This window comes from Methanobacterium petrolearium (assembly GCF_017873625.1).
In the GTDB taxonomy this organism is placed as follows: domain Archaea; phylum Methanobacteriota; class Methanobacteria; order Methanobacteriales; family Methanobacteriaceae; genus Methanobacterium; species Methanobacterium petrolearium.
On sequence record NZ_JAGGKL010000001.1, the window covers coordinates 137,349 to 162,854 of the forward strand.

The following is a 25,506-nucleotide window of genomic DNA, read 5'->3' on the forward strand; positions in this document are numbered from 1 at the left end:
GAGGGATATTGGAAAAATATCAATTATTTCCTCCATTATACAAGATACATCTCTTCTGCTCTTCTGTAAAGATCTTTCCGGAACTTGGGGTGTGCTATGTTAATTATTTCATGTGCCCTTTCTCTGGTGGATTTTCCCTTGAGATTGGCCACTCCATACTCGGTTACCAAGTAATGGGTGTCCATGCGTGGTGTGGTCACCATGGCCCCTGGATCCAGATGATCCACCACCCTGGAGATGGTGCCATTTTTAGCTGTGGAATAAAAAGCCAGAATGGATTTCCCTTCATGGGAGTCAAAAGCCCCTCGCACAAAATCCAGCTGCCCCCCGGTTCCACTGTATTGGTGACCTGCCAAGTACTCAGCGTTACATTGTCCCAGTAAATCTACTTCAATGAGGGAATTAATGGATATCATGCGATCGTTTTTGGCAATCACTGCCGGGTTATTAACATAAGAGCAGGGATAACTTTCCATGGACGGGTTCTGGTTCATGAACTCCAGCATCACCTGGTCTCCCTGGGCTACAGTGAATACGTGTTTACGGGGGTGGAGGGTTTTCTTTTCACCATTTACTACTCCCTTCCTAATGAGATCAACCATTCCTGGACCGAATACTTCAGTATGGATACCCAGGTCATTGTGGTTTTCTAGCTGCTCAGCCACAGCATTGGGCAGCACACCGATCCCCATCTGGAGGGTGGCACCATCAGGTACCAGGCGAGATATATTTTTGCCAATAACATCTGCCTCTGGTTGTTTATCCCCACAGGGAAAGTCAGGAATGGTTTGATGATTTTCCACAACTGCATCTACCTCTGAAATGTGGATTAGGGAGTCTCCAAAGACTCGGGGCATGTTCTGGTTCACTTCCAGAATCAGGACCCTGGCAGCCCGGGCTGCAGTGGATGTAAAGTCATTAGCAGTCCCAAAAGAGAAATATCCGGCCCCATCCATGGGAGAAACCGTGGTTACACATACGTCCACTCCGATGAATTCTTCCAAGAGTCGGGGGATCTGGTGGAGGTGGTTGGGAACATAATAGTTAAGTCCGGTGCTTACCAATCCTCGGTCGCCGGCATCTACAAATCCACTGTAGGCCTCTACACAGTCCACCAGGTCTGGGGCCAGGAGAGTGGAACAAACGCTGTCTAAGGGGATTACTGAGAACATTCTAATCTTTTTAAGATCTCCTTCCCTGAGACGAAAAGCCACAGCCTCCAAAAGTGCTGGTGGTTCGGCCATGGTAAGACCATGTACCAGCATGTCCCCCTCTTTGATTAGTTTAACTGCCTTATAGGGTGTGGTTAACTTTTTCCTGTACAGTTTTTTATACAAGGTAACTACCCCTTCTCCTTTTTTTATGTTCCCAATGTTTATTAATATCTGAGAGTAATTCTGAGAGTAATATTCTAAATATACTTTGAAAAGTGCATATTGCTTATTTTCTGTTTTCAAACGCATTTATGGCGTCATTAACTCCTCCGTAGAGGTTTTCTTTGCCCAGGATTTTCATAAATCCAGAACGTTCAAATTGCCTTCTTAAACTGGGAAAAACCGTGGTCATGACTAAAACTACATTCATTTCATCTAATTTTACTTTTAATTCTTTTAACATCTGCACAGAAGTATAATCAACACCAGTAAATCCTCCAGAATCTAAAATTAACCATTCAAGAGGAGGATCAGAGTTTTTAACAATTTTAATAACTTCTTTCATGAGTTTTTCGGCGTTGGCATAGTAAAGATCCCGGTTGAATCTGTAAACAATCAGGCCCTCTTCCGTGTATACTCCCAGGATTACCGGAATGTAAGCCCATTCACCCTTTTCATTACGAATCAAAATACTGTTGTTTGGCCGGTATGAATGGCTTAAATGTAAAATCAAGGATATTATCACCGAAACAATGACACCCCACAGAACACCTGCTAAAACAACTGTCATAAAGGTTATGATGGCCAAAACAAACTCTGCAGGCATTTCACGATATATGGCCTTTAAACTGGTTATATCAACCATTTCCAATCCTATTAAAAATACTATTGCTGCTAAAGTTGCATTAGGTAAAAGTGAAACAGGTTCTGTGAAAAAAATCACCACCACAATGACTACTGCAGCAGTAACCAGAGTAGCCAGTTGACTGCGAGCCCCAGCATCTACAGCAATCTGAGTCTTGGTAGGACTACCATTCACCACGAAACTACCAGTTAAACCAGCTAAAATATTAGATAATCCCAATCCAAGGACGTCTTTGTTTTCATCCAATTCATCAGAACATTTGACACTGTAAGCCCGTGAAGTAGCAACACTTTGAGCTATTATAACAATAAAACAGGCCATCACAGTTGTAAACAAAACATAAAAATCAAGGGACTGAAAAGAAGGTACCATTAAACTGGGAATTCCACTTGGAACAGAACCCACCAATGAAACCCCCATCTGGGTAAAATCATAAAAAAAACTGAGTAAAATGGTTCCCGCCACTGCAATGAGAGCTCCTGGGATTTTCCGGTTAATTCGTCCGGTTATGATAATAACCAATAACACTCCCACAGAAATGGCTAAAGTGTAGAGGTTGGTTTGGGATAAATTGGATAGAAATGATAATATTCTGGGAATGGAATCTATTCCAGTGGTGGTTAATCCGAACATTGCCCCTAACTGGCTGATGGACACTTGAATACCCACACCAGTTAGAAACCCCACCAGTGCGGTGCGTGATAAGAAATCACCTATAAATCCCAGTTTAAATACCCAGGCAAGTACGAGTAGTATGCCACATAAAAAGGCCACTAAAAATGCCATGGATGTGTAAACCGGACTTCCAGGCATGGCCACTGTTACCAGGATTCCAAACATTATTGCTGCAGTGGCTGAGTCTGCCCCTACAATAAGATGCCGGGATGAACCCAAGATTACGAAAACTGCCATTGGAATGATAATAGTGTATATGCCTGTGATGATAGGCATTCCTGCAATTTTTGCATAGCCCATGACTTCTGGAATGAATATTGCAGCCATGACTATGCCTGCAATCAGTTCAGGTATGAATCTGCTGCGGTCCAGGGGTAATAAACCACTAAATAAGGTTCCCTTTAACCGTGAAGTTAAATTTTTTATGTGGATAACCCCCTAAATCCATATTAGAGTCCAAGAAATCAAGAAATCCCGTAGTAATTTCTAAGAGTTACTTCCCATAATTACAATATCGATTTATATGTCTCTGCTTCATAATAAAGTTCACTTTTCCTCAAATTCATGATTACAGTGAAAAGAATCCTTTGGTGGGTGAAAAGTTCACTTTAACCTATTGACTGGGAAACAAAGGACCTGATCCAGCTGAAAATGTGACAGTTTACATAGTGGTACCTGATGGATTTAAAATAGCAAATATAGAGGGGGATGGAATCTGGAACTATAATGAAAACAACAGAACCATAATCTGGAACTTCACCACCCTCAACGTGACCGATCCCTACCTGTACCTTACCGGATGGTTCACCACCACTGGAGAATATCCATTCACTGCATCCATCACCTCAAAAACCTACAACGCCAACAACTGGGCATAACACCCATCACCAGCAACGCAACCACACCCAAAAACACACAAGTAACAGCAGCTACCAAAACAGGAAATACTGTTGGCATGCAAAATACAGGAACACCAATCAACTACATGATACTGGTCATCCTGTTGATTGTCAGTGGTATGATAATGCCCAAAAGGAGATAAAAACATCCATTTTTTCCCTTTTTAACTTTTTTTTGTTAAAATATTGTTTTAAGTGTTAAATCCGTGCTATAATTATTACTACTACTTTGATCACCACACAATATGAGATTCTAAAGATAATGTGTTTTATTATTTTTTATCTGCTTTGCTAACTTTTTAAATCGTGAGGATAATCCAAATAAACCAGATTCATAAGAATGGATATATGAAATACAGGATTGTTGAGAGTTATTGATGAATTAACTGTTGTAACCTTGATAGTTCATGAAAAAATATTTAGTTATAATCAACTAATAATCATACAGAGGTGAGTTTATGGGAAAAATGTTTTGCATTGTTATATTAGGTATATTGTTGTGTATTGTTGTAGCTGCATCAGGCTGTACTAACCAAACCGGAACTGGGAACCAGACCCCGGACGTCAGTGGAGTTACCAGCGTTACGTTAAATGGCCCTGGAACATTGATTATTCAGCAGGGAGATAATGAATCATATAGAATTGAAGCAAAAGAGGACCTTATGGCCCAAATTTCCACCACAGTCTCTGGGAACACATTATCCGTCAGTAACTTGAACAGTGTTGGGAATGGAGCTGTGAAAATCTACATCACCCTTAAAGATTTAAATACTCTCACTACCAATGGTGGTGGTAACTCTGAGGTGACTGGCCTAGACACAGATAAACTTACGGTGACCCTGGACAATGGTAAAATGACCCTGACTGGTAAAGCAGAGAATCTAATCGCTACCATTAATGGAGGCGGTAACATTGCCGCTAATGATTTAGAAGCTCAAAGTGCCACTGTAACTATTAACGGAGATGGTAAAGCCAATGTAAATGTCATTTCTACCCTCAACGCAGTTGTAAATGGTGGGGGTTCCATAACCTATACTGGCAGCCCCCAGGTGAACCAACAAGTTAATGGTCAGGGTTCAATTAAACAGGGTTAAAAAAACTAAATTATTTTGCAGATAATCCTTGGACACTCTCTGATTATCTGCTTTATTTTTCCATTTTTCATATTTTGCAGATTTCCATAAGTTGAGGATAACTTTTTTTAAATCACCAAAACCAATCACATTAGTGATGATGACTGAATTTTATATCTCCACCAAAGAATTCAAGGGACCCCTTAACTTATCCCTTACCATGAACAGTGGTCAAACCAGCCAGCCGCCCTGGAAAAAAGAGAATAAATATTTTCAGGAACTGATCCTGGTGGAGGGTAACCCCTGTCTGGTGAAAATCAGGCATGAAGATTCTAATCCTGAAGATGATGTGCATATCATTGCCGAATCTTTGGAAAAGATTCCTGAAAAAAGTATCAAAGAGAGAATCAGGGAAATATTTGGCCTTACCGATGATCTTAGCCAGTTGTACGATTTTTTAAGTGACGACCCGAAATTAGCACCCACCATTGACTTTTGCCAGGGTCTTCGGCTTTTCAAGGCCCATAATCAATTTGAATGCATTATTTCATCTATTTCATCCTCTAACTGTTCCATAATCCGCTGGACTCGTTCCATCAGGGATATTAAACAGAAATGGGGTGAAGGATTCCGTTTTAGTTCTGATGATTTTTACACTTTTCCCTCCCCTGAAATCCTGGGTAAAGTGCCTGAACATGACTTGGAGGAAATGCAACGATGCGAGGATGACCTTCCTGAAGATTACATTTTCAAAAACAATCTTAAAGCATGTGGAGTGGGTTACCGGGCTAAATACATTATTAATGCCTCCCGGATGGTTGAATCGGATATGAATTTGGATAAACTGGCAAGAATGGAATACCATAATGCCTTTGATGCTGTCCAGGGGCTACCCGGTGTGGGACCGAAAGTGGCAGATTGCATCCTCCTCTATGGTTTTGGTATGGGAGAGGCTTTCCCTGTGGATGTGTGGATCAAAAGAATAATAGAACACCTTTACTTCCCCCATGAAGAGTTGAAACCACAAAAGGCTCGTGAATTTGGGATGGAAAGGTTTGGTGATTATGCTGGTTATGTGCAGCTGTATCTTTTTCATTATGCCCGGAAATCAGGCTTATTAGAATCACTCCGTAAAAAATAAAACCATATTATTTCTCAAATGATTCCTTACACCCTATATTCCCATCAATTTTCTTATTTTCAGTTTTTTATGGTCCTTGCTCTGCACATCTGGGTACGTTCTGGCAGTAAAAGTGTCGCCCCTAAAAAGAAACATATTGCTCCTGTAAATGTTCCCAAATTCATTAAGAAAGGATCAAATGGTTGAAATGTGGGTAAAACTATGAAAGCACCGACAGCTGAGACACCAAATGATATTGAACCCAATAAATTAAGGAACGCTATCCACCAAGACAGATCTCTGATGTTGAATGAGAAAAAAGCATGCCCCACCTCAGAATAGGCCAGATAACTGGACACCAAAAAACATATAGAACCGTAAAGATCCGGACCCCATACATAAAATTCGGTCTGCACTGCTGAGAAGGTGATGAGCATGGCAGTGAAGGTGTTGATGTTAAAAAAAACCGTTCCCACCAGTTGTATTAAAGTTGACCACCAATCAATCCGTTTTGGTTCCCAAATCAGGAAATGGATTTCTTCTGTGATTTTTCCTCCGAACTGGTGGGGTGTGCTGGATGTTTCCAAATACTGCAGGAGAGCTGCGCTGGTAAAAAATATGGAACCAATAAAATAGGTTAAACTGTCATAAAAATTACCCACAGCACTGGCATAGGGTGGTATAGATCCCAGGGCGAAAAAGGTGGCACCTATTGCAAACAAAACCCCTATCCACCATCCAATTGCTCCAGGAGCCCACCAAGTAGATCCGAAGCTCGTGTCCAGCCTAAAATGGTGTTTCCGGTATTGGCGTGAGCTCCAAGAAACAACTTTATTTGTGGCTGTTTTGAACTTGGCCCGGGTGATGAATGGTCCGGGTCCAGTAGATTCTGTGCAGGCCCATTCCTTGGGCACGGTTATGTACGGTTTATGCTGCCTTTTCAACTTTCCCTTAGCTGTCAAAGATTTCAACTCAAATATTAATCTCTTGCACCCATATTTGTTTTATCAAGACATTTTTTTAATCAAGGAAATCCGCAGGTAAACCCTGTTCCAGGCATTTTTCAAGCACTTTTTTAATTTTCCTCTGGTGAGGTGGCCAGGCAGTGTACAATAAAGCCTTCAACTTCAACAAAGCCGATGGTTTGGGTGTTTCCATTAACTTCCGCATTTTCGGAGTATCAGGGATACCAGCAAGGTGGAATAAGTTGGTGTGTGCATCTGCATAGTAAACTGACTCAGCAAAACCTTTACCCAGGAACTTCCCCTCAAAATTCCTGATATTCACTCCTCCTTCAGAGTACTGTGCTCCACTGGCATTGTAGCCAGTCTGCCCCCCTTTAACTATGGGGTTCATGGTGAAATGTCTTATATCCTCTGGAACCATATTTTGGAACTGGAATTCCCACCGGTCCGGGTACCAAGTGTTGGTGATGAAGTAATTTTCTGGATTGGAAGATTTAACACTCTTAACCCATTTATCAATGTTCAATGTTCCTTTTATATCCACTACGTTGTGTTCAGCATCAATGTACTGTCCTTTCACCGGCACTGTCATGGTGTCTGGTGGTTTTTCCCCGGTTTGCCAGTAATATCCTAGGTTTTTATCCGTGTGGGGTGCGTACATGGTCATTTCCCGGTCACCGTCGAATTGAGCCATGAACCAGTCCCATCCCCTGGATTGGGATGATTTTGAAAGAAGGTTGGCTGCTCTTACCACCTTGCATCGGCTGTTACCCAATGGTTCCAAAGCATTACCCCACTGGTGGTCGAACCAGAACTGACCCTGATTAAGAATAATCTCCTCTCCATCTAGTTTCAAGAGACTACCCGGCTCCAGACGAAGGTTTGTGGCAGAATAATACAAGGTACCTATTCCACAGCAGCATGGGAGGCATCCCTTGTTTCCCTGGAGTAAAAAGTCCTTGTTGGAGGAAAATCCCAAATCTACCTCCATCTCCACTTCTTCCTCTCCTCCCTGGTTCACTCCCCAGGTTTGGACTCTGAGGGGGAATAATTCATCCTCTTGTAGGGATGTTATCCTGTTATTCCCCGCCCCATAACAGAAGGGTTCGTTGGAGATATTTAATAATCCGGTGGTTCCTGCAATAGCAAAAGGCCGTGCCTGAAGGTGTTTTTCACCTGCCCTGGCCACTGCTAGTTGCATTTCAAATATTTGATTATCCAGGTCTGTTAAACCAAAACTGTGTGCCATCTCTGGGGGTAAGAGTGAGTAACGATAAAATGAAACCAAAATTCCGTATTCCCTTCTCAGGGTGTCACGGCAGTTGCCCACAAAGAAGTGCCAGCCTACCTGGTATCCGAGTTGTGGGGTGAAATCCCTGGGAAACTCTATGTTTGATTCATCAGGTATTTTCTGGTAGCCTCTGCTACTATCTGTCCCTAAAAGATGGTTCATGGCATATGCCTGCAGGGGAGTGAGCAGGTTACAGTGTTCAAGAAGTTTTTCATACCTTTTCCTGTAGTTAGGAGTGAAAGAATCAGGATTATCCAGAAGATCCTGTATACGGTGATGCATCCGCTTACCGAAGCTTTCAGGACTGTTTTTATTACTTAAAATCTGTTTTTTCACATTTTTAGGTACTTTTTTAGCCTTGAATTCCTTCATCCCGAGGGCCAGGGCAATGTTTTGTTTAGTTAAATCATCTAAGTCATTGAGGGGATCCTTCGCCATTAATAATTCTCCCAATTAATCAAATTTGAATATTAAATTCTATTGATTTTGATGGTTTATTAGATTATGCCGTCATTAATAATAATGTAGGCCTTCAACCTATAATCAAGAAGGAAAAGTAACTTAAAAAGATTCGCATATTAATGGGCTGTTACACGAAAAATAGTGATTATATGGGAGTCCTCCAGAAACGGCAGATGGACTTTGAAGAACACTGCAAAACTGCATACTCCGAGATCATGAAGATCCTAGAGGATAAGTACTGTTGGAAATGCCCAATGCGCAGCACCAGCACCCAATCACGATGTCGTGAGCTTCACTCTGGACGATTGCTCCAGGAAGCATTAGAAGAAGGGATCATCAGCCAGTTAGTTGAAACCGGAGTTGTCTCGGTTGAACTAGAAGCATTAATGAATAGGATGCTTAAAAAAAGGATTAAACATCAGGGTGGGAACCAAAGAGAAAAAACGATCATTTTGAAGGTTGAAGCTTGGCAAAATACTGATTTGGCTCCTGATAGCTGGATAAAAGTTAAAGTAAATCCAAAACGTGTACGGGTTGGTGATGAAATACTAATACCAGATGAACAATCAGACCATCCTTTAGTAGGCACTTGTGCCTTGGTTGCTGGTTTTCCATTCCAGACAGCACGGGTACAAAAAACATACCATGAAGGTAACTTTTGGTATGTTGAAACAGACAATGAACGAATACTCCCATTAGAATCAGTTTTCGGCGTGTTAATAAAAGTTTTCGAGGAGGGTTAGATGTCTATCAACAATGATTCCATCAAAAATAATTTTGATGTTTTCAGAACTGAAGCACTGTCTATGTTGCCTGATTGCACCCTAAAAGAAGTATCCGATCTTGTTCTGGAAGAAACCAAAAAAAATCTTAAAAGTAGAAGCTGTTATGTGGCATTTATCGACCCAGAAAATGGAGACAGTGTAGGCATATCCTTTTCCCATTTAACAAAATCCTGTCAGATGTACGAAGAGATGGGTGAAGCCAGATTCAAGGTCCTAAAAGATGGAACCTATGGTGGACTTTTAGGTTACTCCCTGGATACTGGTAAATCAATATATGTTCATGATATAAACAGTCACCCTGCTGCCCATGGTATTCCACCCGGCCATGACCCGGTTGATCAATTTTTATCAGTTCCTGTGCTTTATAATGAAGATATTCTTGGACAAATCGTGGCTGGGAATCCTGAAGAAGATTACACCCAGAAATCTGTGGAAATTGCTGAGAAAATAGCAGATATTTATGCCGTGATCCTCAAAGAACTGCTTTACAATGAAAAATAGCCCTAAAATCTAATTTATATAATAATTTTTTCTAAATAAAAATAATAAGATTAAAAATATAAAAAATAGAGGATTTTTGGTTATTATAAAGGATTTTAATTATTCATCAGTGACCGTAACTTTGTTCATCACGTCGCCCGGTTTGATGGCATTAACCACATCCATTCCCTTGACCACTTTGCCGAAGACGGTGTGTACACCATCCAGGTGGGGTTGCGGGGAGTGAGTGATGAAAAACTGGCTTCCACCAGTGTCCTTACCTGCATGGGCCATTGAAAGGGCTCCTGTGCCATGTTTATGGGGATTTATCTCACATTTTATAGTGTAACCGGGCCCTCCGGTTCCGTTACCCTTAGGACATCCACCCTGAATTACAAAATTGGGGATGACTCTGTGGAAGGTTAATCCATTGTAGAAACCACTGTTAGCCAGTTTTTCGAAGTTAGCAACCGTGTTAGGTGCTTCCTTTTCAAAAAGTGCAAGTTCAATGTTTCCTTTATCTGTTTCGATAATGGCTTTTTTCATGATCATTCACCTAAACAACGTTCACTTTCCTTGTTTATAAATGTTTGATGCAATAATTTAAAGATAGTCATTTAGATTTCGAAGAATGAATAATGACAAAAGAGTATTTAAGGCTGATTTGGATCCAAAACCCCTTGATGCCCTACTAACATGAATGAAATTAGCAATCCGAGGATTCCGGCAACTATCCAAGCTATTCCAGCTAATAAATCCCCCGCGTAAAGCATGAATCCACCTATACCTAACAATATAATGGCACATAGCAAAATGATAGTTTTTCTTATTTTTACTGCTTTAATAGGGCGTCCAAGTTGCGGGGAAACTGAAAGGAATATTATGCCTAAAACAAACCAGACCACACCCTGAGATAATTGGCCAATGTATACTGTGTAAATTCCTATAATCAACAGAAGAATCGATCCTATGTACAAAATGAGTTTCCGATTATCCATTGCCTTTAAACCTCCCCAATGATATTAATGGATATTATATGCTAGTTAAAATAACATTTGCAGAAGAATTTCCATTAAATAGATTTTACAGTAATATCCATTGTCTTACCTCATATTTAACCATTGCCATAGTATTACATTACAGTGGTACTCTATATGATTAAAATGTTTATAACCATGACCAGTTATACAGATTATACAGTTAATATATATCTTGAAGTTTACAAACAGCCTTAAATTACGTGGTTTACCAAAATGAATAATATTTCTCATCAGCCAGATCATGAGAAGTAAAACCTGACATTGGATAGTAAAACTTCATTTAAGATTTATAGGTAATTAAATTACATTTATGTGGGTGATAGGATGAACACAGAAGAAATTATAGCTTTAGATAAAGATTATGTCATGCAAACTTACGGTCGTCAGCCCCTGGCCCTTAAAGAAGGAAAGGGTGCTGTTGTATGGGATGTAGAAGGCAATCCTTATATTGACTGTGTGGCGGGTATTGCGGTGAACAATGTAGGACATGCCCATCCTCGTGTTGTTGAGGCCATCTGCCAGCAGGCCCAAAAACTGATCCACACCTCCAATCTTTACTACACTGAAAAACAGGTACGTTTAGCAAAACTCCTAGTAGAAGTCTCTCCCCATCAGAAAGCCTTCTTCTGCAACAGCGGAGCAGAAGCCAATGAAGGAGCTATCAAACTGGCCCGAAAATACACTGGTAAAGGAGACATCATAGCCATGGAAAACAGTTTCCACGGACGAACCATAACCACCATCACTGCCACTGGCCAGCACAAATATAAAAAAGGATTCGGACCACTCCCCCCCGGATTTACACATGTCCCCTATGGAAACCTTGAAGCTGTGGCTGAGGCAATAACTGAAAAAACTGCAGCGGTGTTGGTAGAACCGGTACAAGGAGAAGGTGGGATAATAATACCTCCTGAAGGTTATCTTGATGATTTAAAGAAACTCTGCCATGAAAATGATGTTTTACTCATATTTGACGAAGTACAAACTGGTTTTGGGCGGACTGGGGAGATGTTTGCATCACAGACCTTCAAAGTAACCCCAGATATAACTACCTTAGCCAAAGCCATAGCTGGTGGTTTCCCAATGGGAGCCATTTTAGCCAGTGAAGAAGTGGGAAATGCATTTCAACCGGGTGACCACGCCGCAACTTTTGGGGGAGGACCACTGGCATGTGCCGCTGGAATTGCTTCGGTTGAAACCATCCGGCAAGAAGGATTACTCCAGAAATCACGGGAAAACGGACTTTACTTCAAAAATGAGTTAAAAGAAATCTTCCAGGCATATGGACTGGTTGAAGATGTGCGGGGTGTGGGTCTGATGCTTGGTATGGAAATGGATATGCCATGTGCCCACATGGTTGATGACATGCGCGAACAGGGGGTTCTGGTGAACTGCACAGCAGACAATGTTCTCAGATTCGTTCCTCCACTGGTAATCACCCAGGAGCAGATTAATAACGTGATTGACCATTTGGATGAAGTTTTAGTACGTGTGTCCGGTTAACTACAGTTCTAAAACTTTTATCCTTTATTTTCGTGTTTTTTTAATATTTATCTCCTGTTTTTTGTGATTTTTAACTTGTATCTCCTCTTTTTTGTGATTTTAAACTTGTATCTTATGTTTTTGTGATCTTGAACTTGTAGCTCCTGTTCTACGTTTATCTCCCCTTGTTGTTTTATCTCATTTTTTTAATATGAAACATGTTTATGCGAAGGGTGACTGGTTTTCCTACAATTTTAATCGTAACAAATATATAATGACAAAATGATATATTTGATGTTTACTTCTTTTCGGAGGATAATAATGAACTTACACTTTAAGACCAATGAAAGAGGCAACCTGGATATCGGTGGAGCCGATGCCCTTGAACTTGCCAAAGAATATGGAACACCCCTTTATGTTATAGATGAGATGAGGGTGCGGGATAACTACCAAAGAGTGCACCAGGCATTCAGCCAGGAATATGCAGACTTTCAAATATTCTACGCTGCCAAAGCCAACACCAACCTGGCAGTTATGAAGATATTAGAACAGGAAGGAAGTGGAATTGATGCAGTTTCCCCTGGTGAAATATATACCGCCCTTCTAGCTGGATTCGATCCAGATAGAATACTATTTACTGGGAATAATGTCACCACCCCTGAGTTGAAATATGCCCTGGATGCTGGGGTACGCATGAATCTGGATTCTGTGTCCATGCTGGAACGCCTGGTAAAATTACCTGGAGCAGAAGGGACTAAAATATCCTTCCGGGTGAATCCTATGGTGGGCGCAGGACATCATGACCACTGCATAACTGGTGGAAAACTATCTAAATTTGGGATAATGGAACATGAAGCAGTTGAAATTTACCAAAAAGCTCAGGACCTTGGTTTTCAGCCTGTAGGAATTCACACCCATATTGGTTCAGGTATTCTGGATCCGGAACCATTCAAACTGGCGGTAGAGGTATTGATGGATGTTGCCGGCCGGGTACACCAGGATGCTGGTGTTAAATTTGAATTTATCGACTTTGGAGGTGGCCTGGGAATACCTTACACTCCAGAAGAACCAGTGCTGGACATTGAACAATTTGCCAGGGAAATTGTGGCTCTGTACAGGACCAAACTTCAGGAGTACGGTATTGATAATCCCACCATGTGCATAGAACCAGGCCGTTACATTGTTGGAGATGCATCTTACCTCTTAACACGGGTTAACACTGTTAAACAAAGTTATCGGAAGTTTGTAGGAGTAGATGCTGGTTTTAACACCCTTCTACGTCCAACCATGTATGGGTCATATCATCATATCATGGTTGCAGACAAACCAGAAGCAACACCCACCCAGAACATTGATGTGGCAGGGAATGTCTGTGAATCTGGAGACCTTTTCGCCAGAGATCGGCCAGTTCCTGAAATCAAGGAAGGAGATGTTCTTTCCATCATGAATGCTGGTGCATACGCGTTCAGCATGGCCAGCCAGTATAACTCACGCCCCCTACCTGCCGAAGTTATTGTAATGAACGGTGAAGCAGATGTTATAAGGGAAAAAGAAACTTATGCTGACCTTTTATCAAAACAAAACGTTCCTTTGAGGTTTTTAAAATGAGTGAAAGGATAGTTCTGCTTTTCCATAAAATGCACGGTCTGGGAAATGACTATGTGGTGATTGATGAATCTTCAGAAGAGTTGATCCCTGAATATAAAAAAGCTGAAGTTGTCACGTCTCTTTGCAGGAGAGGTTTTTCTATAGGTGCTGACGGAGTTATATTCGTATCTCCGTCAAACGTAGCTGACATCAAATTCCGTATATTTAACAGTGATGGGAGTGAAGCCGAGATGTGCGGTAACGGAATCAGATGTTTTGGAAAATACGTCTATGAGAACGATGTTTTTAAACAGGAAAAAATGACTGTTGAAACCCTGGGAGGAATTAAAGAACTAGTTCTAAAAGTTGAAAGAGGTGTTGTGGAACTAATCAGGGTTGATATGGGAACAGCTTCCTTTAAAACCAGAGATGTACCCATGATCAGTGATGCTGAGGAATTTGTTGACCAAGAACTGAAAGTTGGTGATGAACCTATTAAACTCACATCCATTAGTGTTGGAAACCCCCATGCAGTTATTTTCACTGAAAACATGGAAAAAATAGCCTTGGATCATTTGGGTCCTTTGATTGAGAATCATGAAGCATTTCCAGAGAGGATTAACGTCCATTTTGTGAGTGTTACCGGTCCTAAGGAAGTGGAGATGATCACCTGGGAAAGGGGTGCTGGTTTCACCATGGCCTGTGGTACCGGAGCTACCAGCACGGTTATCAGTGGTTATCGTCTGGGTCTTTTGAATAAAGATGTTTTAGTCCACCTTCCAGGTGGATTACTCCAAATAACTGTCTATGAGAAGGATGGTAAGTTGGGTGCATTCATGGAAGGCGATGCTGTTTCAGTGTTCGAAGGAATAATGGAACTTGAATTCTAACACATGTTCATTATGAGAGAAACTAACTCGAATTTTAACAAGAATATGATTTGAAAGGTGTTTCAATGAGTTTAAACGATTGGTCAGGAAATTTAAATGATAATGGAGTCCCATTCATTGAAACAACTCCTCCAGGACCCAAATCTATGGAAAAAATTCAGGAAGCAAAAGAATACGTAACTAGCTACTGGACTGGTAAGAAAAAAGAGTCCTTTGATGGTTGGGATCTTCCTTTAACCGTTAATAGAGTGGCCAATAGCCTCATTGAGGATGTGGATGGAAACGTGTATATCGATTTGAATGCTGGTATTTCCACCGCTAATTTTGGCTACAACAATCCAGAAATCTGGAATCGTGCCCAGGAGATTATGGAAGAATATGGTGTGCTGGGCATTTTCCCTTCCAATGACTACAATTTACCCCTAATGATTGATACAAGCAAAAAATTGCTGTCAACTATCCCCAATGGTTCTCAGTACCGTGTTCATTATGCATGTGACGGTACAGAAGCTAATGAAGCAGCCATCAAAACTGCTGTCAGTTACACCGGGCGAAGTTGTGTGACTTCATTCATGGGGAGTTTTTTCGGTAGAACTGTGGGTTCTTTATCCTGCATGGCCCAGAAATCCCAGGATGCTGATACTTTCCGTTCCCTACGCTCCAACAACATCTACTTTGCCGAGGGTGCCAACTGCCCCAACTGCATGTTCTGTGAACATCCTGAGGACTGCAACGGATATTGCATTGAAAAATTCCTTAAAGACAGAGTTCTGACCTATCAGGTTAGTCCAGAAGAAGTAGCGGCATTCATAATGGAGCCCTATACCACTGGTGGGCTGATGAATCCTGCTCCTGTGGAATTTCTCAAATCTGCCCGGGAGATATGTGACGATAACGGTATTGTCCTGATTTTTGATGAGGTGCAGAGTGGTATGGGTCGCAGTGGGAAGATGTGGGTCCATGAACACCACCAGGTTATGCCTGATATTTTCACCAGTGCCAAATCATTGGGTGGTGGAGTCAGCCCCCTGAGTGCGGCTTTTATAAAAGATGAAATTATGGAAAACGTTCCTGCCTATCATGGATCTACTTATGGTGGCGCTCCGATTTCTTTAGCAGGGAATATGTCCGCCCTGGAGTACATTGATAAGTACAGGCTTCTGGAAAGAGTTAAAAAACTAGGGGAGGTCATTGAAAAACGTTTCAGTGAATGGACTGAATATATGAATGTGTGGCAGTGCCGTGGCTGGGGACTTCTTAAGGCTATTGATTTCCGTGATGGTAAAGATAAACCAATGGCTGAGTATAAGACCCAAATCCAGAATGAACTATTCAAACAAGGAATTATCACCATGTCTGGAGGTCAGGGCCGGTACCTTTCCATATTAAGGTTGATACCATCATTCACAATTCCTGATGATCAATTAGACACAGCATTGGACATTTTTGAAGGGGTTATCAAGAAAAAAAACCCCTGAATTAATCTGTGTACTAAAAAAAAGAAATAATTTGATTTTAGGATTTTAATTTGTCTAAAATTTCCCTTAGTACTATCGCACTGTTGTGTTCTGTATTACCAGAGGTATAGACCAGGGTGATTGTTTCTTTCTCTTTTTCCAAGTCAATTACCTGGTTCAAAAGTTCAGATTTGTCTTTTAACTCTTCTTGATATTTGTTTTTAAATTCATCCCATTTTTGAGAATTTTGAGATACCCATCTCCGTAGATCGTGGCTGGGGGCAATGTCTTTAAACCATGCATCCATTTTTAATCTCTGCTTAGAAACTCCACGAGGCCATACTCGATCCACCATTATCCTGTAACCATCTTTTTTGGCAGGAGATTGGTAGGCTCTTTTTATTCGAATCATTATATCACTAACATAAATATGTTTGACCTGGTACATTAGTTTTTGGAATATTGTCAGTACCCCAGTGAAATAACATCGTTGCCATATTTTCCATCAAAAAATTAATAATCATAAACTCCCTGTATGGATTTGAAGAAGTGTACTATTAACAGATGGAAAAATGACCATTTCATGTCAGGGCTGTAATTCCATACCCTGTCATCATTTTCAAAATATAATATTTTGATTAAGAAATCCCTATAGAATACTCAATTGAAGTCCAAATTATTTAGTCAGATAAACACATTCACGTCTTAATTTAAGAAGCTCTTTCTTATTATCCTGAAGGTCTTCTGTTTTCTCCAGAAGTTTAGGTAACTTGGCCTCTATGCATTGCACTGTATCATCCTGATGTATCCATGTGCATTCCTCACAACTCCACACTTTCTTTTCTTTTATCCATCTTCCACCTGTAGATGGGTCTCCACAGGGATAGAAAGGACAATAACAGAAAGTACAGTTTTGAGGGTGATTGTGGCAGGGATAGTACTCACAACTCGTGTTCGGCCCCTTATTTCCCTCTCCAGCAAGATATTTTTCGTAAAATTCATATGCTAAGGGGTGAAGAGAATGGGGAAGAACATAACCCCGGGGCGTTACCATATTTTCACCATCAGAGTAAGTAAAGGTGTTACCCACAATTAGGGTGGTGTTCATATCCACATCTTCCTCTTTAAGCTGGTTAAGAGGAAAAATTTTGACTGAAGGAGTGTTATTCTGGGTTTTAACCAAACCAACCAATGTTTCTGGCTTTCTAACATTTAAAAGTATTTTCAATGCTTCTTTAAATGGTTCAGTCCTTCTTTTACTACGGGGATTGTAAAAAGCAATGACAAAATCAGCCTCAGCAGCAGCACGGATCTTTCTTTTAATCTCCGATAGTGGAGTGAGTATATCACTAAGACTGATTACTGCAAAATCGTGTAAAGGTGCACCTAAAAGAGCGGCAGAATAATTAACCGCTGACACCCCGGGTACAACCTCTACCTCAACTTCAGAATATTTGCCCATAATCTGATACAGTACATTGGCCATTCCATAAACTCCAGGGTCACCACTACTCACCAAAACCACGTTATGGCCTTTTTTAGAATATTCTATGGCAAGTTCAGCTCTGTTAACTTCCTGGCCCATCCCTTTGGAGATAACATTTTTACCCTCCAGAAGATCCTTTATCTTCCTTGTGTAACCTCCATATCCAACAACAACGTCTGCCTCTTCAAGGGCCTGCAGTGCCATGATAGTCATGTCCTCCCTTCGAGGACCAATACCCACAATTTTAATCATATTTTCACCAATTTACAAGAAAATGTACTACTGTTTGTTGTAGATTATACGAGATGAAGTAATAACAATAGTAGCCACATTGATCTTCACACCATTAGTTGCTGGTGATGCAAGGGCAGTTGCGGTTATACTGTATGTTTCATTTGATTTAATCACAATAGTGCTTGTATTGCTTGAAGTACCACTCTGTGAATCCTTATAACCCACAGCAGTGATGTTAACAGTTATATTCTCATCATCAACATTCTGATATGATTGAGCTGAAAGAGTCTCTAGGTTAATCCCATCAACACCAGTTTTGGCCTCTAAAGCCCTGGCCACTTCATTCTTATTAACAATCTTCAGATTATTTTGAGTTGCAATTTTTGGAGTATTGAGGTTTAACAATGAACTAATACCGTTAAGTTGCATTTCAATGAGATCATTGGGATTGGGTGGTTGTTGTGTTACAATGGTGTAGGATGCAAATAAACCTGCTTCAAAGAAAATGAAGAAAAAGACTAGGAAAAGTATTATTTTAATAGCTCTGGACAAAATATCACCTTAAACTCTGGATTAATTTGAATTAATGTCGGATTTGATATTAAACATTGGATAAATTAACTGACACCCATTACTTGACTATTTAATTTATAATGAAGCTATGATCAGGGTCTGGCATAAACCAATCTTAGTAAATCTTAGTATCTATAGTCTGACAAACCATTTATAGATCTTGATCATAGAAAAACCTATGGCTTGAAGATCATCCAATACAATGATCACACACTTAATTCTGTATCTGGGAAAATCCCAAAATTTGAGAAATATTAACATATAAACACCAAGCCCCTCACCAGAAACAAACAACAACAAAAACATTAAAATGAACAGGTTAGGCGATGTTTAATGTTTGGAATGAGCAAAAAACAATTCCTAAAAAAAAGTAAGAATTATCTGAAAGACCTTGGAATTGAACTACTCTTAATAAGGGAACTTTACACCCAAGAAACCAAGGAAAACATTGACCTTGAAGAAGCCTACCATAAACTGGAAAAAGTTAGAAAACAGTTAGAAAACATGTTTTTCAAATTTGAAAGGTTAAACCCCCCTTCAAAATGTAAACAATTGCAAATAAATTTATTATCTGTGACAACTACCTTACAAGAATCTGTGGTCACAAACTCAGAGCATGTTAACCTAGCTAAAAATGGTTTAAATGATGATGCATCTGTTAAATTAAAAACATCAATTGATGAATTGGAAAAATTCAGAAAAGACTTTATGAAATTGAGCCAAGAAGTAGATTATTATTTAAAACAGCTATGAAAAGGTATGAAATTATACAAATTGATAAAATTGATAAACTCATCTCACATAAAATATAGTATAAATTTTATGAATTGATTCAATTGTAATACCATGTAATTCTGATGTAAACCGTTCAATTATATGATTAAAGCAGATTAATAATCTTATAAATAATTTCCATAATATAAATTGTTCCTGGAGCAACCATGACCAACAACATCATATCAAAATTCGCAGATGCGGAAATACTTCTAGATGAGACAGCTTATCATAAAATAAAAAATTACGAAGATTCTTCCCATTTAGTAGATTCGCTGATAGATCATCTAACCATATCATCACAGGAGATGATGATTCTCACTGGTGAAGTAGTGGACAATTACTTAGGAATATCAAATGGTCATGGGAAAATTAGTGAACTGGCCCAAAGCAAGTTGTTGCCCCAGGAATTTGATTTTGAAATCATTAAAGATGCTAGCCACAAATCTTACACCAATGGAGAAATAAAAGATCTTTCCAGTTACTTTAAAAACCGTTACCAGAAACTCAGAGAGATGCTCATCAGTAAACGTGAGCTTTCCGATGCCAATTCTGTTAAAGAAGCTACCAGTCTTGACGATGTGGTGAAAATTGTGGGCATGATAAATGACATACGTAACACCAAAAACAACCATAAAATAATAGAACTGGAAGATGAAACTGGCAGTGCAACGGTGTTAATTCACAATGAAAATCATGAACTCTTTGAACAGGCAGAACGAATTGTTAAAGACGAAGTAATTGGTGTGGTTGGAAGTAGAAAGGGAAGTCTCATTATGGCCAGTGAACTCATAAATCCGGGTGTGCCTCGTGTGGATGAGAAAAAAATGGACTTCGGGACGGTTTTTCTAAGTGACACCCATATTGGTAGTTCCACATTCCTTGAAGATGCATTCAACCGGTTTATCCGCTGGATTAACGGAGATTATGGTGATGAAGAGCAACGGGAAATTGCCAACAATGTTAAGTACATAGTGGTGGCTGGTGACATTGTAGATGGGATTGGAGTGTACCCTAGCCAGGATAAAGAATTAACCATAAAAGACATTCACCAGCAATACGAGGAAGCTGCAAGATTATTTGGAGACATAAGTAATGTTAAAATTATCATTACCCCGGGAAACCACGATGCCAGTCGATTAGCCGAACCACAGCCAGCCATACCTGAAGATTATGCCAAAGACCTTTACGATCTGAAAAATGCTGAATTTTTAAGTAATCCTTCTATGGTGAGTTTAGATGGTTTGAAAGTTCTGATCTATCATGGGCGCAGCTTTGATGATATGGCCATGACTGTTAAGGGAATGAGCCACCAACAGTCAGATCTGATTATGAAAGAACTTCTGGAAAAACGACACCTGGCCCCTATCTATGGAGAAAGAACTCCTTTAGCGTCTGAAATTGAGGACCATTTGGTTATTGATGAGATTCCTGATGTTTTTCACACTGGACACGTTCACATTAACAGTTATAAAAGATACAAGGGAATCCACCTTATAAACAGTGGAACCTTCCAGTCCCAGACCGAGTTTCAGAAAATCTACAACATAGTCCCTACCTGTGCACAGGTCCCAGTGCTTAACAATGGCAGCCTAAAAATGCTGGATTTCAGTTAGTAAATTATAACTAAATTAAAAAAACCAATAATTAAATAATCTAATTTGAAATTCATATAAAACAGGTGAAAACCTCAAAAATGCATTAAAAAGGAAATAACTGAATTATAATTAATTTAACCCGATTTTGGAGTATAAAAATGAATCAAAGCCCATTAACACTTGAAATATGTGAAACTGGTGAGTATGTTTACAGTAAAGGCCTTTCTCCAGGTAAATCAGGTAATATGAGTGTCCGATCCCATGACACTGTAGCCATAACCCCCAGTGGAATGTCTCTTGGTTACATGAAACCTGAAGATGTGGTTCTACTCAGTATAGATGGAAAAAAACTTGCCGGGAGAAAAAAACCTTCATCAGAATTTCAACTCCACTTAGATGTCTATAAAAACAGGAAGGATGTTCAGGGAATTGTTCACACCCATTCACCCTACGCAACAGGTTTTGCCCGTGCAGGGCAAATGATAGAACGGGTAGAAGGCCTTAAAAAAAGTGAAGTACCATTTCTAAAAATGGTTGAATATTACCCACCTGGCAGCATGGAACTGGCAGCATCAGTTAGTAACGGTTTAAATGAAGAAGATGTGATTATTTTAAGAAACCATGGATTGGTGGCAACTGGTAGCAACTTATTTGAAGCAGCTCTCCTGGCAGAATTTGTGGAAGAAGTAGCAAAAACCCAGTTTATTTCTCGTGTTTTAAGTGATATGGAGTTATAGTGCTATTAATTTATACGCTATTAATTATTTATTCCAAAATAAATCTGAACTCCAATCTTCTATTATCCACTTTATTATAATTTTTTTATTCCACCAAAAGGCATGTAAATCAATTTTTCCCGTAAAAATAACGTCAAGTATGCTTACAAATCATTGAAAAAAGATTTATATTAATTTACTCACGAACAGACTCTAATTCGCTTAAAACATTCCAAATAAGTGTTCTGGCATGTATAGGGATGTTTGGATCATTGCTTATTTCATCTAAAATCGAAATAACTGTGCTCGCCCGTATAGTGGGTTCTTCGTCTTCCTGAGATAATAAATTCTTAGATTCTTCAGCAGCCCTTCTTATATTCCTAGGGACACTTGTATCTCCCATAATATGTTTCAAAATTTGATCACAACGTTCAAATGATTCTGTACTCATAATAATGCCTCCGTCGGGTTAATCTTGTTTAAATTTATGTTTAGATTTAATTTGCTTAAAACTACAATTCATAAAAAGCCTTATCCTAGTTGGTTTATATCTTAGCCTTTAAAAAGGTTTCGGTAGAGAATTGGAAAAAAATGATTCAAAACCCATTATTTGGCTTTAACAAACCATAAACGGTTCTTTTTCTTTATCAATACATAACTTACCTATAAACACTTATGTATAAACTATTTCGATGATTAATTCTTTTTCGATAATTTATTAATCAAACTTCATTAACAGCTACCGCAACTGTTACCCCATTGTAAGCTGTTTTCCTCAGGATCAAACGTGAATTTTCCCCAGCTTCAATAAGTGCCACTGGTTCAGCAACCCCTGGAATACCAAACTTTCGATTAACTAGGTCTGATGGTGTGCAATCAGGATGTGAAAAATTTTTAATATCATCCAAGGGTACTATTTCCAAATTTAACCCAATTTTAGAAGCAGCACGCTCAATACCTTTTTCTTCACTCTTAATTTCAGCAGTGGCGATGGCATCTAACCGATCAACAGGTAAATGAAGACTTTGAAGAGCTGAACGGAGGGCAAAAAAAACTTGATCTTCTGTCACTCCTTTTCTACTACCAACACCAGCAACCATCCTTTTAGGACTTAAATCCAGATCATTCCCACATAAAGAAGCCCGAATAAACGAATTCCCCCATGTTTTTGTATGGTAAGATGTGGATATCAATGGATGGTTCTCTAAAAACGTGTATTGTTGGGGTAAAAACAGATCCACATTTCCCCCTGCAGCCAGGTGCTGATTAATATTTTTAATAAGTTCACTTTTCTCAGTGAGTTTACTTGGACCAATATTCAGCCAATATTGATATGCTAAAGTATCAATACCTATTTTTCCATTCAAATCTGTTGCGGTAGTTATAACAGGAATAGCACCAATTAATCCTGCTAATTTAACAGCAAAATGATTAGCCCCTCCCATATGACCAGACAATAAACTAATAATGTGCTTACCATTTTCTCCAACAACCAAGACAGCAGGGTCATTGAATTTGGATTCAATCAGCGGACAAATACTCCTAACCATGATTCCAGTGGCCATAATACCAACCCAACAGTCATATTTCCTGAAAGACTGTTGTAGTGTTTTTTTAACATTTTTATGGAATACATCAACATTTATCACCGTTGGATCATTTTCAAGGTATGATGATATTATTTCAGCCAGTTTCTGTCCTTCATCAGTGACACTAATAATTGCGAGATTCATGAAACCACGTTTGGATATGATTTTAATTATAATTTTCAGTATCTTTTTATTATAATTTTTTTTAATTATAATCTTTTTTTTTAATTATAATCTTTTATTTTTATTATAATCTTCTATTAAAAACTGCAAAATAAAACAATTAACAAAATAATCACAATCGTCATCAGAAACAGATATATTGTGACTTTGCTTAATTTAATGGATTCATCAATTTTTTCGTTAGTTAATGGTACATTAGAATTACCCAATGTATAAACTCCTGGTTTTACCAGTTGAACATTTAAAGCTCCAGCAGCAGCAGCCATTGGATATCCGGAGTTGGGACTGGGAGTGTTTTGAGCTTCACGTAACATGATATTCCATGCCTGTTTATAATCCAAACTGGTGATGAAAGATGACACAACCATAAGTAAACCTGTCAGTCTGGCAGGAATATAATTAAAACAATCATCTAACCTGGCTGGGAACCAGCCAATGTCAATGTTTTCTGGGTCTTTATAACCCACCATAGCATCTAAGGTGTTGACCACACGATAAATCAATCCTGTAGTTACAGCCAAAAGAATGGGAATTTGATATGAATGATTTATGAATTCACTTGGAACCGATTGCGAAGATGAAACTGCAAATAAGCCAATTAACACAAAAATGAAAGTGTAAAATAGGGGAGCTATCACAGAATCGGTTAAATTCTCAGTTAAAGTTTCAATTGTAGCAGAAACAACCTCTTGAGATGATAGATTAGATGTATCTCTACTGACTAGAAATGATACTGATTTTCTGCCTTTTTGTAAATCTTCAGAGAGATTTTCACCTACTTCACAGGCGGATCTTAACAGATATTTAACTGAAAAGGTTGTAGACAAAACCAACACCGCCAGTACTAAATACAAAATTTGATTAAAAGAAGAAATAATCAATACCGCATCAAATCCACCGACGAACACAAAAATAAGAAACATAGTCATGAAAAATCCCATAAATCTGTTTTTAATTGGAGATTCAGTTAAAAATACTGGTTTGAATTTTTCAATTGATTTTCCCATCCATACTACTGGGTGGATGGTAGCAGGTAATTCACCTGTTAATAAATCAATGCAAAACGGCAGAATAATGATTAATAATGACGTGAAAAAAATGATTTCCATTAGCTTCCCTCAATTCAATAATAGTGCTGAATGTATATAGTTTTACGGCCCATAGTTGGTGTTTATCTATTAGTCATTTGCTAATGGTTAAATAATAATAATAATAATAATAATAATAATAATAATAATAATATAAAATGAAAAAAAAATATTTATTTATAAAAAAAAGAGTAAGACACTCATTTCAAGTGTAACATATCTCCAACACTCGCAGATTCGAATAAGAAAATGTCAGTATAACTTATTAATTTAGTTCGTACGAAAAATTTTCATTGAAGTGGAGTAGAGATTCACAGGTACATTTCAACTGTAAAAATAACAACATTTGTAAGACACGTGAGAAAGAGGACGATTGCAAGTGTAAATCTCTGAAATATGTCTGATGTTTTATATAAAAGGTGAATTTCAAGTGTATTTAAGAAGTTAATTATAAAATAATTATTTTACATTTAAATTCAGATACTAATCATTCTATGGAGAGATACGTTTCAAGTGTAAAAATAATATTTAATTACTGAGTATAAATTAATTTAATAGCATCTTAACCTGTTTTGTTAGTGGACAATATCACACCCTTTGTCCATACAAATATTTTCAAGTAGTGAAGAAGTAAAATATAGTTTGTTTGTATGTATTTTTTGAATAGCCCAAAATTTTTGTTTTATTTACGAACAAATGATAATTATTTTCATTTTTTATTCATATTTATTAATATAATAATTTAATTTATTTTTTTATTACTTAATATTTCTTATTTGTTTGTGTAAATACAGTTGAAATCTACCTCTCATTCTCCATGTGGTTCTCATAACAACAACATATTTTTTTACACTTGAAATGCACCTCTTTCTACTTCAGACGAAAATCAAAAACTAAATTTTTACACTTGAAATGCACCCCTCACCATAATGATTAATATAGGATTAGTTACTTACACTTGAAGTACATCTTTACTTAGTCAACATGGTAATGTTACACTTGAAATTGCTCTCTGTTGGATACTTCATTGGACAGTTCGT

At 38.7% G+C, this 25,506-nt stretch carries 25 protein-coding genes; 13 read left to right on the plus strand and 12 right to left on the minus strand.

Annotated elements, in window-relative coordinates:
* Positions 1 to 35: 35 nt before the first annotated feature.
* Entirely contained in the window at positions 36 to 1,337 is a 1,302-nt protein-coding gene (locus tag J2743_RS00660) for an acetyl-CoA hydrolase/transferase family protein (RefSeq protein ID WP_209624369.1), read from the minus strand.
* A 103-nt stretch (positions 1,338 to 1,440) separates the two neighbouring features.
* Positions 1,441 to 3,126 (minus strand): SulP family inorganic anion transporter, encoded by a 1,686-nt coding sequence (locus tag J2743_RS00665; RefSeq protein WP_342451625.1) that lies wholly within the window; start codon positions 3,124 to 3,126, stop codon positions 1,441 to 1,443.
* 221 nt (positions 3,127 to 3,347) lie between these two features.
* Here J2743_RS00665 and J2743_RS00670 point away from each other — a divergent pair, with 221 nt between their 5' ends.
* The 4 genes from J2743_RS00670 (at position 3,348) to J2743_RS00685 (ending at position 5,807) form a co-directional block, all read left to right on the plus strand.
* Positions 3,348 to 3,572 carry a hypothetical protein gene (locus J2743_RS00670; protein ID WP_209624373.1) on the plus strand — a complete coding sequence of 75 codons (225 nt, stop codon included), beginning with the start codon at positions 3,348 to 3,350 and terminating at the stop codon, positions 3,570 to 3,572.
* Positions 3,494 to 3,736, plus strand: a complete 243-nt coding sequence (locus J2743_RS00675) for a hypothetical protein (RefSeq protein WP_209624375.1) — start codon at positions 3,494 to 3,496, stop codon at positions 3,734 to 3,736. The genes J2743_RS00670 and J2743_RS00675 overlap by 79 nt, the downstream gene beginning before the upstream one ends.
* A gap of 315 nt (positions 3,737 to 4,051) precedes the next feature.
* Positions 4,052 to 4,687, plus strand: a complete 636-nt coding sequence (locus tag J2743_RS00680) for a head GIN domain-containing protein (RefSeq protein ID WP_209624377.1) — start codon at positions 4,052 to 4,054, stop codon at positions 4,685 to 4,687.
* Positions 4,688 to 4,823: 136 nt separating this feature from the next.
* Entirely contained in the window at positions 4,824 to 5,807 is a 984-nt protein-coding gene (locus tag J2743_RS00685; protein ID WP_209624876.1) for a DNA glycosylase, read from the plus strand.
* Positions 5,808 to 5,866: 59 nt separating this feature from the next.
* Here the strand turns inward: J2743_RS00685 and J2743_RS00690 are convergent, their stop codons facing one another.
* Complete coding sequence (locus J2743_RS00690; RefSeq protein ID WP_245247894.1) at positions 5,867 to 6,748, minus strand: hypothetical protein; 882 nt, start codon at positions 6,746 to 6,748, stop codon at positions 5,867 to 5,869.
* Between the two features lie 58 nt (positions 6,749 to 6,806).
* Positions 6,807 to 8,480 (minus strand): lipocalin-like domain-containing protein, encoded by a 1,674-nt coding sequence (locus tag J2743_RS00695; RefSeq protein WP_209624380.1) that lies wholly within the window; start codon positions 8,478 to 8,480, stop codon positions 6,807 to 6,809.
* A 173-nt stretch (positions 8,481 to 8,653) separates the two neighbouring features.
* Between J2743_RS00695 and J2743_RS00700 the strand changes: the two genes are divergently transcribed.
* Both J2743_RS00700 and J2743_RS00705 read left to right on the plus strand, forming a co-directional pair.
* Positions 8,654 to 9,247: a hypothetical protein gene (locus J2743_RS00700; RefSeq protein WP_209624382.1), complete on the plus strand. Its 594-nt coding sequence runs from the start codon at positions 8,654 to 8,656 to the stop codon at positions 9,245 to 9,247.
* Positions 9,248 to 9,790: a GAF domain-containing protein gene (locus J2743_RS00705; protein ID WP_209624384.1), complete on the plus strand. Its 543-nt coding sequence runs from the start codon at positions 9,248 to 9,250 to the stop codon at positions 9,788 to 9,790. It abuts the gene before it with no gap.
* Between the two features lie 99 nt (positions 9,791 to 9,889).
* Here the strand turns inward: J2743_RS00705 and J2743_RS00710 are convergent, their stop codons facing one another.
* Together J2743_RS00710 and J2743_RS00715 are read right to left on the minus strand one after the other, a co-directional pair.
* Entirely contained in the window at positions 9,890 to 10,315 is a 426-nt protein-coding gene (locus tag J2743_RS00710) for a peptidylprolyl isomerase (protein WP_209624386.1), read from the minus strand.
* Positions 10,316 to 10,422: 107 nt separating this feature from the next.
* Positions 10,423 to 10,767, minus strand: a complete 345-nt coding sequence (locus J2743_RS00715) for a hypothetical protein (protein ID WP_209624388.1) — start codon at positions 10,765 to 10,767, stop codon at positions 10,423 to 10,425.
* Positions 10,768 to 11,133: 366 nt separating this feature from the next.
* Here J2743_RS00715 and J2743_RS00720 point away from each other — a divergent pair, with 366 nt between their 5' ends.
* From J2743_RS00720 to J2743_RS00735, 4 genes are all read left to right on the plus strand, one after another.
* On the plus strand, positions 11,134 to 12,312 hold the full coding sequence (locus J2743_RS00720) for an acetylornithine transaminase (RefSeq protein WP_209624390.1): 1,179 nt from the start codon (positions 11,134 to 11,136) through the stop codon (positions 12,310 to 12,312).
* A 300-nt stretch (positions 12,313 to 12,612) separates the two neighbouring features.
* Positions 12,613 to 13,899 (plus strand): diaminopimelate decarboxylase, encoded by a 1,287-nt coding sequence (gene lysA, locus J2743_RS00725; RefSeq protein ID WP_209624392.1) that lies wholly within the window; start codon positions 12,613 to 12,615, stop codon positions 13,897 to 13,899.
* Complete coding sequence (gene dapF, locus J2743_RS00730; RefSeq protein ID WP_209624394.1) at positions 13,896 to 14,768, plus strand: diaminopimelate epimerase; 873 nt, start codon at positions 13,896 to 13,898, stop codon at positions 14,766 to 14,768. Before lysA ends, dapF begins: the two co-directional genes overlap by 4 nt.
* Before the next feature lie 65 nt (positions 14,769 to 14,833).
* On the plus strand, positions 14,834 to 16,246 hold the full coding sequence (locus J2743_RS00735) for an aspartate aminotransferase family protein (RefSeq protein WP_209624397.1): 1,413 nt from the start codon (positions 14,834 to 14,836) through the stop codon (positions 16,244 to 16,246).
* 37 nt (positions 16,247 to 16,283) lie between these two features.
* On the opposite strand, the gene J2743_RS00740 is transcribed toward J2743_RS00735, so the two are convergent.
* The 3 genes from J2743_RS00740 to J2743_RS00750 form a co-directional block, all read right to left on the minus strand.
* Entirely contained in the window at positions 16,284 to 16,637 is a 354-nt protein-coding gene (locus J2743_RS00740) for a DUF488 domain-containing protein (protein ID WP_209624399.1), read from the minus strand.
* 264 nt (positions 16,638 to 16,901) lie between these two features.
* Positions 16,902 to 17,963 carry a precorrin-3B C(17)-methyltransferase gene (gene cobJ / locus J2743_RS00745; protein WP_209624401.1) on the minus strand — a complete coding sequence of 354 codons (1,062 nt, stop codon included), beginning with the start codon at positions 17,961 to 17,963 and terminating at the stop codon, positions 16,902 to 16,904.
* A 27-nt stretch (positions 17,964 to 17,990) separates the two neighbouring features.
* Positions 17,991 to 18,497, minus strand: coding sequence for a hypothetical protein (locus J2743_RS00750; RefSeq protein WP_209624402.1), 507 nt, complete (start codon positions 18,495 to 18,497; stop codon positions 17,991 to 17,993).
* Between the two features lie 354 nt (positions 18,498 to 18,851).
* Between J2743_RS00750 and J2743_RS00755 the strand changes: the two genes are divergently transcribed.
* The 3 genes from J2743_RS00755 to J2743_RS00765 all read left to right on the plus strand — a co-directional run bounded on the left by J2743_RS00755 (position 18,852) and on the right by J2743_RS00765 (position 21,627).
* A complete protein-coding gene (locus J2743_RS00755; protein WP_209624404.1) occupies positions 18,852 to 19,271 on the plus strand; it encodes a hypothetical protein in 420 nt (139 codons plus the stop codon).
* A 188-nt stretch (positions 19,272 to 19,459) separates the two neighbouring features.
* Positions 19,460 to 20,908, plus strand: coding sequence for a DNA-directed DNA polymerase II small subunit (locus tag J2743_RS00760; protein ID WP_209624406.1), 1,449 nt, complete (start codon positions 19,460 to 19,462; stop codon positions 20,906 to 20,908).
* Positions 20,909 to 21,048: 140 nt separating this feature from the next.
* Complete coding sequence (locus J2743_RS00765; protein ID WP_209624408.1) at positions 21,049 to 21,627, plus strand: class II aldolase/adducin family protein; 579 nt, start codon at positions 21,049 to 21,051, stop codon at positions 21,625 to 21,627.
* A gap of 175 nt (positions 21,628 to 21,802) precedes the next feature.
* On the opposite strand, the gene J2743_RS00770 is transcribed toward J2743_RS00765, so the two are convergent.
* The 3 genes from J2743_RS00770 to J2743_RS00780 all read right to left on the minus strand — a co-directional run bounded on the left by J2743_RS00770 (position 21,803) and on the right by J2743_RS00780 (position 24,487).
* Positions 21,803 to 22,057, minus strand: coding sequence for a stationary phase-response protein (locus J2743_RS00770; RefSeq protein ID WP_209624410.1), 255 nt, complete (start codon positions 22,055 to 22,057; stop codon positions 21,803 to 21,805).
* Between the two features lie 271 nt (positions 22,058 to 22,328).
* Complete coding sequence (locus tag J2743_RS00775) at positions 22,329 to 23,339, minus strand: cobalt-precorrin 5A hydrolase (RefSeq protein ID WP_209624412.1); 1,011 nt, start codon at positions 23,337 to 23,339, stop codon at positions 22,329 to 22,331.
* A gap of 116 nt (positions 23,340 to 23,455) precedes the next feature.
* On the minus strand, positions 23,456 to 24,487 hold the full coding sequence (locus J2743_RS00780; RefSeq protein WP_209624415.1) for a cobalamin biosynthesis protein: 1,032 nt from the start codon (positions 24,485 to 24,487) through the stop codon (positions 23,456 to 23,458).
* Between the last annotated feature and the right edge of the window lie 1,019 nt (positions 24,488 to 25,506).

Excerpts from the sequence above, each read along its gene's own strand:
- lysA (WP_209624392.1), top strand. The coding sequence starts at position 12,613 with ATGAACTTACACTTTAAGACCAATGAAAGAGGCAACCTGGATATCGGT.
- J2743_RS00775 (WP_209624412.1), bottom strand. The coding sequence starts at position 23,339 with ATGAATCTCGCAATTATTAGTGTCACTGATGAAGGACAGAAACTGGCT.
- J2743_RS00720 (WP_209624390.1), top strand. The coding sequence starts at position 11,134 with ATGAACACAGAAGAAATTATAGCTTTAGATAAAGATTATGTCATGCAA.
- J2743_RS00685 (WP_209624876.1), top strand. The coding sequence starts at position 4,824 with ATGATGACTGAATTTTATATCTCCACCAAAGAATTCAAGGGACCCCTT.
- J2743_RS00780 (WP_209624415.1), bottom strand. The coding sequence starts at position 24,487 with ATGGAAATCATTTTTTTCACGTCATTATTAATCATTATTCTGCCGTTT.
- J2743_RS00705 (WP_209624384.1), top strand. The coding sequence starts at position 9,248 with ATGTCTATCAACAATGATTCCATCAAAAATAATTTTGATGTTTTCAGA.
- J2743_RS00700 (WP_209624382.1), top strand. The coding sequence starts at position 8,654 with ATGGGAGTCCTCCAGAAACGGCAGATGGACTTTGAAGAACACTGCAAA.
- J2743_RS00735 (WP_209624397.1), top strand. The coding sequence starts at position 14,834 with ATGAGTTTAAACGATTGGTCAGGAAATTTAAATGATAATGGAGTCCCA.
- J2743_RS00765 (WP_209624408.1), top strand. The coding sequence starts at position 21,049 with ATGAATCAAAGCCCATTAACACTTGAAATATGTGAAACTGGTGAGTAT.
- J2743_RS00695 (WP_209624380.1), bottom strand. The coding sequence starts at position 8,480 with ATGGCGAAGGATCCCCTCAATGACTTAGATGATTTAACTAAACAAAAC.
- dapF (WP_209624394.1), top strand. The coding sequence starts at position 13,896 with ATGAGTGAAAGGATAGTTCTGCTTTTCCATAAAATGCACGGTCTGGGA.
- J2743_RS00740 (WP_209624399.1), bottom strand. The coding sequence starts at position 16,637 with ATGATTCGAATAAAAAGAGCCTACCAATCTCCTGCCAAAAAAGATGGT.
- J2743_RS00760 (WP_209624406.1), top strand. The coding sequence starts at position 19,460 with ATGACCAACAACATCATATCAAAATTCGCAGATGCGGAAATACTTCTA.
- J2743_RS00755 (WP_209624404.1), top strand. The coding sequence starts at position 18,852 with ATGTTTGGAATGAGCAAAAAACAATTCCTAAAAAAAAGTAAGAATTAT.
- J2743_RS00715 (WP_209624388.1), bottom strand. The coding sequence starts at position 10,767 with ATGGATAATCGGAAACTCATTTTGTACATAGGATCGATTCTTCTGTTG.
- J2743_RS00680 (WP_209624377.1), top strand. The coding sequence starts at position 4,052 with ATGGGAAAAATGTTTTGCATTGTTATATTAGGTATATTGTTGTGTATT.
- J2743_RS00770 (WP_209624410.1), bottom strand. The coding sequence starts at position 22,057 with ATGAGTACAGAATCATTTGAACGTTGTGATCAAATTTTGAAACATATT.
- J2743_RS00675 (WP_209624375.1), top strand. The coding sequence starts at position 3,494 with ATGGTTCACCACCACTGGAGAATATCCATTCACTGCATCCATCACCTC.
- J2743_RS00710 (WP_209624386.1), bottom strand. The coding sequence starts at position 10,315 with ATGAAAAAAGCCATTATCGAAACAGATAAAGGAAACATTGAACTTGCA.
- cobJ (WP_209624401.1), bottom strand. The coding sequence starts at position 17,963 with ATGATTAAAATTGTGGGTATTGGTCCTCGAAGGGAGGACATGACTATC.